The sequence below is a fragment of the Herbaspirillum sp. SJZ107 genome, assembly GCF_006715485.1.
Lineage (GTDB): Bacteria > Pseudomonadota > Gammaproteobacteria > Burkholderiales > Burkholderiaceae_D > Telluria.
Genome location: NZ_VFNH01000004.1, coordinates 69253 through 83295 on the forward strand (window position 1 = coordinate 69253; position 14043 = coordinate 83295).

The 14043-nt window shown below is 67.4% G+C and carries 11 protein-coding genes; 8 read left to right on the top strand and 3 right to left on the bottom strand.

Annotated features, from left to right (window positions below):
* The first annotated feature begins 30 nt into the window (after positions 1–30).
* The 4 genes from FBX97_RS23470 (at position 31) to FBX97_RS23485 (ending at position 5232) form a co-directional block, all read left to right on the top strand.
* Positions 31–2349, top strand: a complete 2319-nt coding sequence (locus FBX97_RS23470) for a glycoside hydrolase family 65 protein (RefSeq protein ID WP_255517606.1) — start codon at positions 31–33, stop codon at positions 2347–2349.
* A complete protein-coding gene (gene pgmB / locus FBX97_RS23475) occupies positions 2346–3008 on the top strand; it encodes a beta-phosphoglucomutase (RefSeq protein WP_141837270.1) in 663 nt (220 codons plus the stop codon). The genes FBX97_RS23470 and pgmB overlap by 4 nt, the downstream gene beginning before the upstream one ends.
* A gap of 43 nt (positions 3009–3051) precedes the next feature.
* Positions 3052–4314: a sugar MFS transporter gene (locus FBX97_RS23480; RefSeq protein WP_141837272.1), complete on the top strand. Its 1263-nt coding sequence runs from the start codon at positions 3052–3054 to the stop codon at positions 4312–4314.
* 108 nt (positions 4315–4422) lie between these two features.
* Positions 4423–5232: a YdcF family protein gene (locus tag FBX97_RS23485; RefSeq protein ID WP_255517607.1), complete on the top strand. Its 810-nt coding sequence runs from the start codon at positions 4423–4425 to the stop codon at positions 5230–5232.
* Here FBX97_RS23485 and FBX97_RS23490 read toward each other — a convergent pair.
* Positions 5229–6080, bottom strand: coding sequence for an oxygenase MpaB family protein (locus tag FBX97_RS23490; protein WP_141837274.1), 852 nt, complete (start codon positions 6078–6080; stop codon positions 5229–5231). The genes FBX97_RS23485 and FBX97_RS23490 overlap by 4 nt on opposite strands.
* A gap of 28 nt (positions 6081–6108) precedes the next feature.
* Entirely contained in the window at positions 6109–6618 is a 510-nt protein-coding gene (gene msrA / locus FBX97_RS23495) for a peptide-methionine (S)-S-oxide reductase MsrA (RefSeq protein WP_141837276.1), read from the bottom strand.
* A 188-nt stretch (positions 6619–6806) separates the two neighbouring features.
* On the opposite strand from msrA, the gene FBX97_RS23500 reads away from it, so the two are divergent.
* Together FBX97_RS23500 and FBX97_RS23505 are read left to right on the top strand one after the other, a co-directional pair.
* Positions 6807–7202, top strand: a complete 396-nt coding sequence (locus FBX97_RS23500; protein WP_185748718.1) for a DUF2384 domain-containing protein — start codon at positions 6807–6809, stop codon at positions 7200–7202.
* Positions 7199–7735, top strand: coding sequence for an RES family NAD+ phosphorylase (locus FBX97_RS23505; RefSeq protein WP_141837278.1), 537 nt, complete (start codon positions 7199–7201; stop codon positions 7733–7735). The genes FBX97_RS23500 and FBX97_RS23505 overlap by 4 nt, the downstream gene beginning before the upstream one ends.
* Before the next feature lie 20 nt (positions 7736–7755).
* On the opposite strand, the gene FBX97_RS23510 is transcribed toward FBX97_RS23505, so the two are convergent.
* On the bottom strand, positions 7756–9900 hold the full coding sequence (locus tag FBX97_RS23510) for an FUSC family membrane protein (protein WP_141837280.1): 2145 nt from the start codon (positions 9898–9900) through the stop codon (positions 7756–7758).
* 257 nt (positions 9901–10157) lie between these two features.
* On the opposite strand from FBX97_RS23510, the gene FBX97_RS23515 reads away from it, so the two are divergent.
* Positions 10158–12824 (top strand): TonB-dependent receptor, encoded by a 2667-nt coding sequence (locus FBX97_RS23515; protein WP_185748719.1) that lies wholly within the window; start codon positions 10158–10160, stop codon positions 12822–12824.
* Positions 12811–14034: a glycosyl hydrolase 53 family protein gene (locus tag FBX97_RS23520; RefSeq protein WP_141837284.1), complete on the top strand. Its 1224-nt coding sequence runs from the start codon at positions 12811–12813 to the stop codon at positions 14032–14034. The genes FBX97_RS23515 and FBX97_RS23520 overlap by 14 nt, the downstream gene beginning before the upstream one ends.
* Positions 14035–14043: the final 9 nt, after the last annotated feature.

Sequence of the window (14043 nt, forward strand, 5' to 3'; positions counted from 1 at the left end):
GAAAACGAAGTGCAGAATGACATCGATAACATGGGTAGCATGATTACATTGGCGGCCGAGCCCTGGTGCATCCGCGAGCGCGGTATCGATCCCGCCCGGCGCTTCCTGCACGAGACGCTGTTTACATTGGGGAATGGCTACATCGGCATGCGCGGCACCCCGGAAGAGGGCGGGCATGGCGCCAGGGACACGCTGGAAGGCACCTACCTGAACGGTTTCCACGATACCGAAGCGATCCACTATCCGGAAAACGCCTACGGCCTGGCCCGCGTCAACGAGTTCATGCTGAACGTGCCGAATGCCAAGCGCGTCGACCTGTTCGTCGACGGCGAACGCTTTGCCCCCGACAGCGGCAAGGTCGAGGCCTACGAGCGGCTGCTCGACTTCCGCACCGGTGTCCTGCGCCGCAGCCTCGAGTGGACCTCGAACTCGGGCAAGCGCGTGCGCATCGTGAGCCGGCGCCTGGTGTGCATGGGGCGCAAGCACGTGGCGGCCGTCGAATACGCCGTCACGCCGCTGAATTTTTCCGGTACGCTGCGCATCGTCTCGGCGATCGATGCCGACGTCACCAACCTGCAGGCGGGCGACGATCCGCGCGTCGGCTCGGCGATCACCGGTCCCAGCCTGCAATTGGTCGAGCGCCGCCTCCAGGACACCAGCCAGCTGGTGCTGCAGCGCACCCGCCACAGCGGCTTCCTGCTAGCCAGCGCCACCGATTCCACGCTGGCCCACGGCACGGAGGCTCTCGCAAGCGCGCTGGACGGCGGCCATGCCTTCGACGTCGATGCCCGGCAGGGCCGCACCGTCACGCTGCACAAGTTCATCGCCTACGCCAGTTCGCGCGACATGCCTGACGCGGAGGTGGCGGACTTCGCCGGCGCCGAAGCCGCGCGCGCCCGTACGGTCGGTTTCGAGGCACTGGCGGCGGAGCAGGCCGCCTACCTGGCGCAATTCTGGGACGAGGCCGACGTCGGCATCGAGGGCGACGACGCCCTGCAGCAGGGCGTGCACTTCAACCAGTTCCACCTGCTGCAATCGGTGGGGCGCGACGGCAAGACCAATATCGCCGCCAAGGGCGTGACCGGGGAAGGGTACGAGGGCCACTATTTCTGGGATACCGAGATCTATGTGTTCCCCTTCTTCCTGTTCTCGCGGCCCGAGATCGCGCGCGCCCTGCTGCAATACCGCTACAACGGCCTGCCGAAGGCGCGCGAGCGCGCACGCCAGATGGCGCACGCGAAGGGCGCGCTCTACCCCTGGCGCACCATCGCCGGCGAGGAGTGCTCGGCCTATTTCCCGGCCGGCAGCGCCCAGTACCACATCAATGCCGACGTCGCCTATTCGATCCGCCTCTACCTGCTGGCCACCGGCGATTTCGACTTCATCGCGCAGTACGGCGCCGAGATCGTGCTGGACACGGCGCGCATCTGGATCGGCCTCGGCAGCTACGACCGCCAGGGCCGCTTCTGCATCAATGAAGTGACCGGCCCGGACGAATACACGGCGCTGGTCAACAACAATTACTACACCAACGCGATGGCGCGCATGCACATGACGTTTGCCGCCGACGTCGCCGCGCGCCTGCGCGCCGAGCGCCCGGACGACTACGCCCGCGTGGCCGCCGCCATCGGCCTGGAGCCGGCCGAGCTGGACGCCTTCCGCGCCGCCTCCGCCGCCATGCACCTGCCTTACGACTTTGACCTGGGCATCCACGAGCAGGACGACAGCTTCCTCTCGAAAAAGCCCTGGGACTTTGCCGCCACGCCGAAGGAAAACTATCCGCTGCTGCTGCACTACCACCCGCTGGTGATCTACCGCCACCAGGTCTGCAAGCAGGCCGACGTGGTGCTGGCGCTGCTGCTGCTGTCCGACCAGTTCGCGCTGGACGACAAGCGCCGCGACTTCGACTTCTACGAGCGCGTGACGACCCACGATTCCTCGCTGTCGTCCTGCATCTTCAGCGTGATCGCCGCCGAGGTCGGCTACCGCGACAAGGCCTACGCCTACTTCATGGAGACGGCGCGCCTGGACCTCGACAACACCCACGGCAACACCGAGTACGGCGTGCACACGGCAGCGATGGCCGGCACCTGGCTGGGCGTGGCCTACGGCTTTGCCGGCATGCGCCTCGACGACGGCGGCTTGCGCTTCGCGCCGACGCTGCCCGGCCAGTGGCGCGGCTACCGCTTCAAGCTGCACGTGCACGGCGCGCTGCTGGAAGTGGCGGTCGACGCCGGCGGCGCCGACTACCGCCTGCTGCAGGGCGAGCGCCTGGCGCTGGCGCACCGCGGCACCGCATTCGAACTGAACGCAGCACAAAAAAGCATCCGCATGGGAGACCTGGCATGAGCACGAACAACAGCAATCACACCCGCTTCAAGGCGGTCATCTTCGACCTCGACGGCGTCATCACCGACACCGCCCACTACCACTACCTGGCCTGGAAGCGCACCGCCGACAGCATCGGCGCGCCGTTCGACGAAGCCTTCAACGAGCAGCTGAAGGGCGTCGACCGCATGGGTTCCCTGCGCCTGATCCTGGCGCGCGCGCCGCGCAGCTTCTCCGAGGAAGAACAGCTGGCCCTGGCCGACGCCAAGAACCGCCATTACCAGGAACTGATCGCCACCATGACGCCGCGCGACCTGCTGCCGGGCGCGCTGGAAGCGCTGGAAGCGGTGCGCGCCGCCGGGCTGCGCATCGGCCTTGCATCGGTCAGCAAGAACGCGTTCACGGTGCTGGACCGGCTCGGCATCCGCGACCGCTTCGACGACGTGGTCGATGCCGCCACCATCCGCAACAGCAAGCCGCATCCGGAAATCTTCCTGACCGCGGCTGAGCACCTTGGCGTGGCCCCGGCCGACTGCCTGGGCGTCGAGGACGCGGCGGCGGGCGTGGCGGCAATCAAGGACGCCGGCATGGTCGCCGTCGGCGTCGGCAGCCCGGACGTGCTGCACCGGGCCGACCGCGTGATCCGTTCGATGGAAGAGTTCGATTTGTCCGCGTACTAATAAAATACAAGACGACCACAACCAAAACAACGGCGGAGACACCGTGAACAAACGACGCATACTGCTTGCACTATTCCTGATCTATTTCGTGTTCGCCATCCTGCTCAACAGCGTGGGCACGGTGATCCTGCAGGTCATCAACAACTACGGCGTCGACAAGAGCGCCGCCAGCGTGCTGGAAGGCTTCAAGGACCTGCCGATCGCGATCGTCTCCTTCCTGGTGGCCTCGATGCTGCCGCGCTTCGGCTACAAGAAGGCGATGCTGGAAGCGCTGGCCATCGTCACCTGCGCCACGCTGGCGATGCCGCTGCTGCCGGCCTTCGCCACCGCCAAGCTGTTGTTCCTGTGCGTCGGCATCGCGTTCGCCCTGGTCAAGGTGTCGGTGTATTCGACGGTCGGCCTGATCGCCCAGGACAGCCGCCAGCATGCCGGTATCACGAACACGCTGGAAGGCTGCTTCATGCTCGGCGTGCTGAGCGCCTACTGGCTGTTCGGCCAGTTCATCGATTCGTCCGACCCCAGGTCGACGGCCTGGCTGGACGTCTACTGGCTGCTGTCGGCGCTGTGCGCGGCCACCTTCCTGCTGGTGCTGACGACGACCTTCGACGAGCGCGGCGCCGCGCCCCCGCACAACCGCGGGCTCACCGCCGAATTCGTCGAGATGCTGCGCCTGTTCATGCGCCCGCTGGTGTGCGTGTTCGTGCTGACCGCCTTCCTGTACGTACTGGTCGAGCAGGCCGTCGGCACCTGGCTGCCGACCTTCAACAACGAGATCCTGAAGCTGCCGGCGGCGATGAGCGTCCAGATGACCGGTATCTTTGCCGGCTGCCTGGCGCTGGGCCGGCTCTCGGCCGGCGTGATCATGCGCCGCCTGAACTGGTACCCGGTCCTGAGCGTCTGCATGCTGGCGATGGGCGCCACCGTGCTGCTGGCGCTGCCGCTGGCGCAGGACATCGTGCACGACCCGCACGTCGGCTGGTCGACGGCCCCGACTGCCGCCTTCCTGTTCCCGCTGATCGGCCTGTTCATGGCGCCGATCTACCCGGGCATCAATTCAGTGATGCTGAGCTCCTTGCCGCGTCACCAGCACGCGCCGATGACCGGCCTGCTGGTGATCTTCTCGGCGCTGGGCGGCACCACCGGTTCGCTCATCACGGGTTATGTGTTCGGGCGCTTCAGCGGCCACTTCGCGTTCTACCTGACCCTGGTGCCGATCGCGCTGATGCTTGTAAGCCTGTATGTGTTCAAGCGCCAGGTGCAGCGCGGGGCAGGGGTGCCGATGGCGGGCGCGGCGGGGACGGTCTAGGCGGCGATGGTCCAGGCGCGATGGTTCAGGCGATCGGGGGGCGCCGGGACTTGACGGCGGAGCGGGGCTGCGGTCTACTCTCGCGGCCATCATCTTCCAACGCCATTCATGATTCTCCAACCGGTGCTCGACCTGCTGAACGACCTCCCGCGCGACCTGATCCTGCCGCCCACCAGCCTGTTCCTGGTGATTGCCGTCGGCCTGGCGCTGTGGCGCCGCTGGCCGCGCGCCGGACGCATCGTCGCCGGCAGCGGCCTGGCGGCGCTGGCCTTCCTGTGCACCGGCGCCGGCGCCCAGCTGTTCGTGCGGCCGCTGGAAGCCATGACCGCGCCGCTGCGCGCGCCCGAGCGCGCCGGAGCCCAGGCGATCGTGGTACTGGCCGCCGGCCACGTGCGGCGCGCCCCCGAATACGAAGGCCGCGACATACCCGACTACATCGCCCTGATACGCCTGCGCTATGCGGCGCACCTGCAGCGCCGCACCGGGCTGCCGCTGCTGGTCAGCGGCGGCAACGGCGCCGACAACGGCCACCCGGCGCCGGGCCGTCCGCGCGCCTATGCCAAGGCCGACGGGATGGCCGCGGCGTTGCGCGAAGACTTCGGGGTGCCGGTCAGGTGGATCGAATGGCGCTCGCGCGATACCGCCGAAAACGCGGCCTTCAGCGCCGAGATGCTGAAAGCCGGCGGCATCAAGCGCATCCTGCTCGTCACCGACGCGATGCACATGCCGCGGGCCCATGCCGTGTTCGCGCAAGCCGGGCTCGAGGTGGTGGATGCGCCGACCATGTTCTACACCCGGCGCCCGCTGTCGCTCGATGCCTGGGTGCCGGACGCCGAGGGCATGCGGGTGTCCTGGTATGCGATCTACGAGTCGATCGGCCTGGCCTGGTACCGCGTCCGCGTGCTGCGGAACGCCTAGGCCGAGCGCGCCAGCCGCCGCGCCGCCTGCACCGGTGGCGTGTCGCCCAGCGGCAGCACGCCGGCCGCGCGCCCCAGTGCGCGCACCAGCGCCGCTTCGCCGGGGCGCAGGCCGCGCCCGTGCAGTTGCGGCAGCGAACCGACCGGCTCGGGCGCGATCTGCACGGCGGCGCGCACCAGCAGCCGCTGCAGCGGGCGCAGCGGCGCGGGCAGGATCGGTGCCTCGTGCATGATATCCAGGAATTCGGCCAGGATCGGCGAGCCCTCGAGGCCGGGGGCGGCCGCGGCCAGCATCGTTTCCCAGGCGGCCCAGGAAACCGGCACGCCGGTCGCGCCATACAGCGCAGCGGCCGGCTGGCCCTCGGCGAAGGCGGCATCCCTGTCGCGCGCGGACAAGGGCCGTACATAGCGGTGGTAAGCCTGGGTGAAGCCGAAGACGGCCGTGGCCTGCACCCAGTCGAGCAGGCGCGGATCGTTGGCATGGTAGGCGACGCCGTCCGGCGTGGTGCCTTCGACGCGGCCATGCATGCGCACCACGCGCGCGATCAGCGCTTCGGTGGCCGAGCGCGGGCCGTACACGGTCATCATCGCGGCGAAGCCGGTGCGCCGCAAACGCATCTGCGGATCGCGGCGGAAGCTGCTGTGGTCCCACACGCCGCTGCGCACCGACGGTTCGGCCAGTTCCAGCAGTACCGCCGCCACCCCGCCGACGAACAGGGCGACCGGGTTGGCGAACACCCGCCAGGCGACGCCGTCACGCGGGGCCAGCGCCGGTTCGCCGGGCGGCTGGCTGAAGTCGAAGGCCATGCCCGGCGGCGGCTGCATCAGTTCGCGTAGCGTGTCCAGCATCGCCCGGATGCGCGCACCGGCGCCGTGTTCAGGCTGCGCTGCCGCGCTGCGGCAGGTGCCAGTCCTTGCGGATGTAGTGGCAGGTATAGCCGTTCGGGCGCTTGACCAGGTAATCCTGGTGTTCCGGCTCGGCTTCCCAGAACGGGCCGGCCGGTTCGACTTCGGTCACCACCTTGCCGGGCCACAGGCCGGACGCATCGACGTCGGCGATGGTGTCCAGCGCCACCGCGCGCTGCTCGTCGCTGGTAGTGTAGATGGCCGAGCGGTAGCTGGTGCCGATGTCGTTGCCCTGGCGGTTGCGCGTGCTCGGGTCGTGGATCTGGAAGAAGAATTCCAGCAGGCGCCGGTAGCTCATCTGCTCGGGATCGAACACGATCTCGATCGCCTCGGCGTGGGTGCCGTGGTTGCGGTAGGTTGCGTTCGGCACGTCGCCGCCGGCATAGCCGACGCGGGTGGAGAGCACGCCGGGCAGCTTGCGGATCAGGTCTTGCATGCCCCAGAAACAGCCGCCGGCGAGGATTGCGGTTTCTTGTTTCATTGGAAGTCCTTTCATGGTTGCGTTGGATGCACTATAGCCGGTTTCCCGAATATCTTCCGGCAGCGTCACATAACGCCACCAGCTTGTTCTACGCCAGGTGGTCTCTGAAGCACCAAGCTTCGAGGCTACTTTGTAGTGTCAAAATTAGTGCTAATATGAGGCATATTTAGTGCAAAACTGAGGGTGTCATGAAAATTGAGCAACAGTCTCCCGTATTTGGGCAAGATTTCGACGCTTTCATGACCTATCTCCGGGATGGAGCGAGCCCGACGTTATCGCCCGCGCGTTATGGGGAAGTGCTGCATCTGGACACGCAGACCCTGGCGCAAAGTGCACAGGTGCACCGTAACACGCTGCGGCGGGCACCTCAGTCGGCCAGTGTCCAAGGGTTTCTGCGCGATTCGGTGCGCGTGCTGCGCGCCGCGACCGATCTGCATGGGAGTGTCGAGGAAGCGCTGTTCTGGTTTTCCAATCATCCACTGCCTGTTTTTGAATACAAGACGGCGCATACGCTGGTCACGGAACGCCGCACCGAGGCGCTGCTGCGCTATCTTGCATCGCTCGACGCAGGGTTCGCCGGATGAAAACCACCCGGCTCGATGCGACAGCGTATCGGGTCCATACGCCGCGCTGGGCGCATGCGCCACTCAGCGGCGCCGGCGCTGCGCGTGTAGGCGGACGTGCCAACCGACCGGGTGTGCCGGCGCTTTACCTGTCGCTTGAACTGGAAACGGCCCTCGCTGAATACCGGCAGCTCAGTCCACTCATGCCGCCTGGATTGATGGTGACCTATCTTCTCGGTCTGGGACCGCTGGTCGATTTGCGCGACGGCGTGGATGCTGCCTGGGATCCGCTGTGGAACGACTTTTACTGCGACTGGCGCGCCTTATATTTCGACAAGGGTGTCGAGCCGCCGTCATGGGTAATGGGCGACATCGCAATGGCATCCGGCACGAAGGGCATTGTGTTTCCTTCCGTGCTCGTGGCCGGTATCAACCTTGTGCTGTATACGGAGCTGCTGGATGCAAATGACCGTCTGAGTGTGTACGACCCGGACGGTGGACTGCCGCGCAACCAGCGTTCCTGGGAAGAGGACAGGGCGCCGCCGGCGCCGTGACATGCAGGTTTTGTGCCCCCCTAGCCGCGCCGTCCCGGCGCCTCGTCCAGCGCGGCCCTGGCCTGCGTCACCTGCTCGGCATCCTGGTGCAGCAGCTTGAGCCGGCGCTGCAGCGGCACCCAGCCGGCCCAGGGCGCGGCCGGCCCGCTGCGTTCGCGCGGCGGCGCCTCGCCACCCGGCGCCGCCATCCCCAGCCGGGCGCGCAGTTCGGCGAAGGTCTGTTCCAGCGCCGCCTCGACCTGCGCGCGCGGCATGTGCTCGGCGTAGCGCTGCAGCAGCAGCCGCACCGCCGCGACGTGCGCCACCAGCAGGTAATTCTGCACCGTGAAGCGGTTCAGCGCTTCCGGCGCGCGCCGCTTGGCCGCCGGTTCGTCGAGCATGCGGCCGAGCGCCGCACTGAGATTGGCCAGGCTGTCCATGAAGCCCTTGCGGCGCACCCGGTAGTGGAAATCGTCGACACTGCGACCCAGCAGCAGGTCGGCGGCGGCGTCGACGTACTTGCGGTTGGCATCCAGCACGGCGTCGATCAGGCGCGGCAGGGCCTGGTATTCCCAGCTCGGCAGCACGTAGCTGAAGAAAGTGGCGATCAGGGTGCCGAGCAGGGTGTCGAGCAGGCGCTCGTTGATGGCGCTGGCGCCGTGCGGCAGCGTCAGGCCGATCAGCAGCAGCGCCTGCATGCTGGCGGCGATCGCGGTGTAGCGGTACTTAATATAGAGGAAGGTCGGGCCGGCCGCGGTGGCGACGAACAGGAAGCCGAACAGGATCGCGGGCGCATGCACGAAGCGCAGGATGATCGCGGTCAGCACGCAGCCGATCAGGGTGCCGACCAGGCGGTCGGCGCGGCGCTGGCGCGTCATGCTGAAGCTCGGTTTCAGGATGACGGCGATGGTCAGCGCGGTCCAGTAGCCGTGCGACTGGTAGGGCAGCCATTCGGACAGCAGCAGGCCGGCCGAAATCGCCATCGCCACCCGCAGCGCGAAGCGGAAGGTCGGCGAGCTCCAGCGCAGGTTCGACAGCAGCAGGCCGATGCTGTAACGCTGCTGGGTGAGGAAGGGCGTCAGGTCGGCGCCGGGCGTGATCGGCAGCGCACCGTGGGGCGCGCGGCTGGCGGCATGCAGGCGGGCGATCATCCCGATCGTCTCGCGGATCTTGTTGGAGGTGGCGCGCAGCACGGCCTGGGCCTCGCGGGTCTTGTCGTCCTCGTCGTTGCTGGGCAGCGTGCGCAGCACCTCGGCCAGGCGGCGCAGATCGTCCTGGTAATCGACGACGCGGCGTGACGGGCGGTTGCGCGTCATGGCGTAGGCCACCGATTCGATGTCGCGCGCGGCCTTGCCGATCAGGTCCCCGAGCAGCTCGAGGACCGGGCCGCCGGTTGGTCCCTCGGCGAAATGGCGGCGCAGCAGCGCGTAGTCGGTGTGGGTCGACAGCACCACTTCGTACAGGTCGAACATGGCGTAGTGCACCTGCACCAGGCTGGTTTCGTCGGGGCCGGGTTTGCCGCGCAGGATCAGGTCGCGCGAAGCCTGCTGGCGTTCGGCCAGTACGCTCTGCTGGCGTACCAGCTTTTCCAGCTGGGACGGCAGCGGCGTGGCGATGTCGTAGCAGTTGGCCTTCAGGTTGGTATAGCTCGCCAGTTCGTACAGCGCTTCGGCCAGCACCTGCTGCTTCAGGCGCCGCTGCAGGGTCCAGACCACGGCCATCGCATACGCCATGTAGCCGGCGCCGCCCGCCAGGAACAGCGCGCCGTGGCGCAGCGCCTGCAGCGGCGTGGCCGCTTCCTCGGCCGACAGCATCATCACGAACAGCGCCGCGAACTGCAGCGGCATCGCCTTGCGCCCATACACCACCATCATGCTGGCCAGGAAGGAGACCAGCACGATCACCGTGCGCAGCAGCCACGGCACCGGCGAGCACAGGCTGATCAGCAGTGCCACCAAGGAGCACAGCAGCACCGCTGCCAGCATCTCGTTGAACTTGTGGCGCAGTGGACTGGGCATGTCCATCAGGCTGGTGCACAGCGCCCCCATCGCCACCGCCATGGCGGTGCGCAGGTCGGCGAAGGCGTAGGTGAGGCAGCTGAGGCCGACGACGCCGGTGGCGATCCGCAGGCCGGTGTAGAAGTAATGACTGAAGACGAAGGTGCGCGGCGCGAGGGCGTAATGCATGGAGTCAGGGCGGAAATGTTGCGACCATTATATCGCTGCCGCCCGCACGCCATCCGTTCGGCTGAGACTGAAAAGCGGCCAGACCGATTCCGGATCACCTGTCCAGCCAGTTGCATGCAAGAAGCATGTGGTCAGCGCGCCACATCCTCCAGAAACGACCAAGAATGTTCCTACAAAAACCTTGTTTCTAAGCACGTTTTTGTTGTCGATATAGTAAGCTCATGAACACTTCAATAAGAATCCACCAGGAGACAGGAATGAACATGCACGTCCCGGGGCGCCGCCGCGCCATCGCGCTGGCGGCCGCCCTGTGCGCAGCCCAGGTCTGCGCGCAAGCCCACGCACAATCCCAAACCGCTCAGACCAGCGATGCCGAGGCGCCCCTGCAGCAGGTCGTCGTCAGCGGCATGCGCGCCAGCCTCGAAAAGGCGCAGGACCTGAAACGCCGCGCCGACCAGGTGGTCGACTCGATCGTCGCCGACGACATCGGCAAGCTGCCCGACGCCAACGTGGCCGAAGCCCTGCAGCGCATCACCGGCGTGCAGGTGTCGCGCAACCGCGGCGAAGGCGACCAGGTGCAGATCCGCGGCCTGTCGCAGACCCAGACCCTGCTCAACGGCCGCTCGATCTTCACCGCCGGCAAGGAGCGCGGCCTGTCCTTCCAGGACGTGCCGGCCGAGCTGCTGGCCGGCGCCGACGTCTATAAGACCCCGACCGCCGACCAGGTCGAGGGCGGCATCGGCGGCCTGATCGACCTGCGCATGCGCCGGCCCTTCGACTTCAGCGGCGCCCGCATCGCCGGCACGCTCAAGGAAACCTACGCCGACTATGCGAAGAAAAAGAACCCGGAAGGTTCGATCCTGCTCAGCAACCGCTGGAAAACCGGCATCGGCGAGGTCGGCGCGCTGCTCAGCGTGGCCCACCAGAAGCGCGACTACCGCTCGGATTCGATCGAGCTGGGCGCGCCGGCGCAGCTGGCCGACGGTTCCGGCACCTACGCCCCGGTCGGCGCCTATTACTCCTACGAGATGGGCCAGCGCGAGCGCACCGGCGTGACCGCGTCGCTGCAATGGCGGCCGTCGCGCCAGCTCGACGTTTACCTGGACGGCAACTTCACCCGCCTGAAGACCGCCACCGATACCTATTCGATGTACGCCTCGCCGTACTGGGCCAACTGGAGCGCCGCGACCAATGCCGGCGCCATGTGGCCGAAGGGGACCATCGAGACCGACGGCGACGCCATCGTCAAGGGCACGGTGTGGGGTGCGCAGCTGAGCACCTCGGGCTTCATCGCCGACGACCGCACCAAAACGCAGCAGCTGGCGCTGGCCGGCAAGTGGCGCGGCCAGGACTGGACCGTGCGCTCGGAACTCGGCCATACCAAAAGCGACTACGCCCGCCTGTACCAGGAAGTGCGTCTCGGTGCCGGGACCAACGACCCCACCTTCACCTACGACATGACGACGCCGGTGCCGTCGGCTTATCCGGTGCTGGCCAACGCCAACGACCTCCTGAACCCGTCGAACTACTGGGCCGGCAATGCGCTGTACTTCCGCCAGAAGAACGAGGGCAAGGAAACCACCTGGCGCGCCGACGGCGAACGCAGCCTCGACCTCGGCGCCGTCACCCGCGTGCGTACCGGCGTGCGCTATGCCGACCGCAATGCGAACAGCGCCGAGATCAACACCATCGACAATATCTGGCGCGACGGTAATTCCAGTGCGGTGGGCGGCGCCGTGCCCGGCCTGGCCAGCCAGATCGCACCGATCCCGTACAGCGATCTTTTGCACCGCGAAGGCGGCGGCATCTACCCGCGCCAGTGGCTGTCGGTCTCGAACCTCGACTGGCTGCGCGATCCGCAGGCGGTGCGCAGCACGCTCGGCCTGAGCGTGCCGGGCTTCGACGCCGCCCAGACCTTCGACTTCTCGGAAAAATCGACGGCCCTGTATGGCATGCTCGATTTCGAATCGACGCTGTTCGGCAAGGCGCTGGGCGGCAACGTGGGGGTGCGCTACATCCACACCAAAACCGGACGCTCGTGGCAGGAAGCGGTCGCGGGCGGTGGCTACGTTACACGCACCGGCGACAGCACCGACAACGACTGGCTGCCCAGCCTGAACGCCAAGCTGGCGCTGACCGACCAGCTGCAGGCGCGCTTCTCGGCCTCCAAGGTGATCACGCGTCCGAACTTCGACCAGCTGACCCCGAGCCTGTCGCTGAACGCCAACGACCGCACCGGCTACCAGGGCAATCCGACCCTGCAGCCCCTGAGCGCGCGCCAGCTCGACGCCACGCTCGAGTACTACATGAGCAGCAGCGACTACCTTTTCGGCGCTGCCTTCTATAAAAAGGTGGACGGCTTCATCCAGACTTCGGCCACCAACCTGCAGTACGGCGGCACCTCGTACACGGTCAGCACCCCGAGCAACGGCCAGGACGGCACCATCAAGGGCCTGGAACTGGGCTACCAGGGCTTCTTCAAGAACCTGCCGGGCATGCTGCGCGGCCTCGGCGTGCAGGCCAACTTCACCTACGTCGACAGCCGCGCGCCGGGGCCGCTGGAAGGCCAGCAGACCGCGCTGGAAGGCCTGTCGCGCCAGAGCTACAACTTGGTGGCGATGTACGACTGGGAGAATTTCTCGGCGCGCCTGGCCTACAACCACCGCGGCAAGTACCTGGCCGGCACTACCAACTACTATCCGAACAACGGCAACACGATCGCGCAGACGCCGTACTACATGGACGGCTACGGCCTGGTCGACGCCTACCTGAGCTACGGCCTGAGCAAGACGCTGAAACTCGCGGTCGAGGCCAACAACCTGACCCGCACCTCGCGCCACAGCTACTACGGCGTGAGCGGGCTGCCGTTCGGGCGCTACGTGGACGACCGTCGCTTCGCGGTGAGCCTGCATGCGGACTTCTGAGGCGCGCCGCGGCGTCCTGCGCGGCCTGGCGGCGGCGCTGGCGCTGGCCTTTGGCGGACCGGCATGCGCCGCCGGCTCCACGGCGCGTGTCGCCGGCAGCCGGTTCCTCGCGGGCGGCGACGTCTCGGTCCTGGGCTGGCTCGAACGAAGCGGCGCCCGCTATCACGACCGGCGCGGCCGCCGCGGCGATGCGCTGGCCATCCTGCGCGACGCCGGCTTCGATATCGTACGCCTGCGCCTGTACGAGCAGCCCGGCCCCGGCCGCGGCCACGACGGCTGGCACTGGCCGGCCGACTGCATGAACCTGCCCGACCTGCTGGCACTGGCGCGCCGTAGCGCCGCGCTGGGCATGCAGATCCAGCTGACCTTCCACTACAGCGACTTCTGGACCAACGGCAAGGTGCAGACCGTGCCCGCGGCGTGGCAGGCCCAGCTCGATGCCTTGCCGACCGAGGCCGAGCGCTTCGAGCGTTTGCGTACGCTTGTGTACGCGCGCACGCGCGAGGTGATGCTGGCGCTGCAGGCCCAGGGCACGACGCCGCAGTTCGTCTCGATCGGCAACGAGATCGAGGGCGGCCTGCTGTTCCCGTACGGTGCATTGAATACACCGGATGGGGAAGCCAACTGGCCGCGCCTGGGCAAGCTGCTGCAGGCAGGCCACGATGCGGTGAAGTCGGTGGCGCCGGCCAGCCGCACCATCCTGCACCTCGACGACGGCGGCAACATCGGCAAGTACACCTGGTACTTCGACCACCTGCGCAGCCTCGGCGTGGACTGGGACGTGATCGGCGCCTCCTACTATCCGTTCTGGACCAGGAAGAGCGTGCCGCAACTGGCCGATTTCATCCGCGCCGTCACCGCGCGCTACGACAAGGATTTGTTCGTGATGGAGGCCGGCTTCAACTGGAGCCCGACGCTGCCGGACGGCCGGCGCGGCCAGCTGAGCGACAACGGGCCGTATCCGGCGGCCATGAGTTCGCCCGAAGGCCAGCAGCGCTTCATGCGCGAGCTGCTGTCGACGCTGCGCCGCACGCCGCGCACGCTCGGCGTGCTGTACTGGGACCCGATCATGATCGAGACCCCGGGCGTCGGCTGGGCGCTGCGCGACGCCGACGGCAAGCCGGGACCGAACGTGGTCTCGAACACCACGCTGTTCGACTTCAGGGGCAGGGCGTTGCCGGTGCTGGACAGCTGGCGCGGCAACAAATAATCCAAGCAG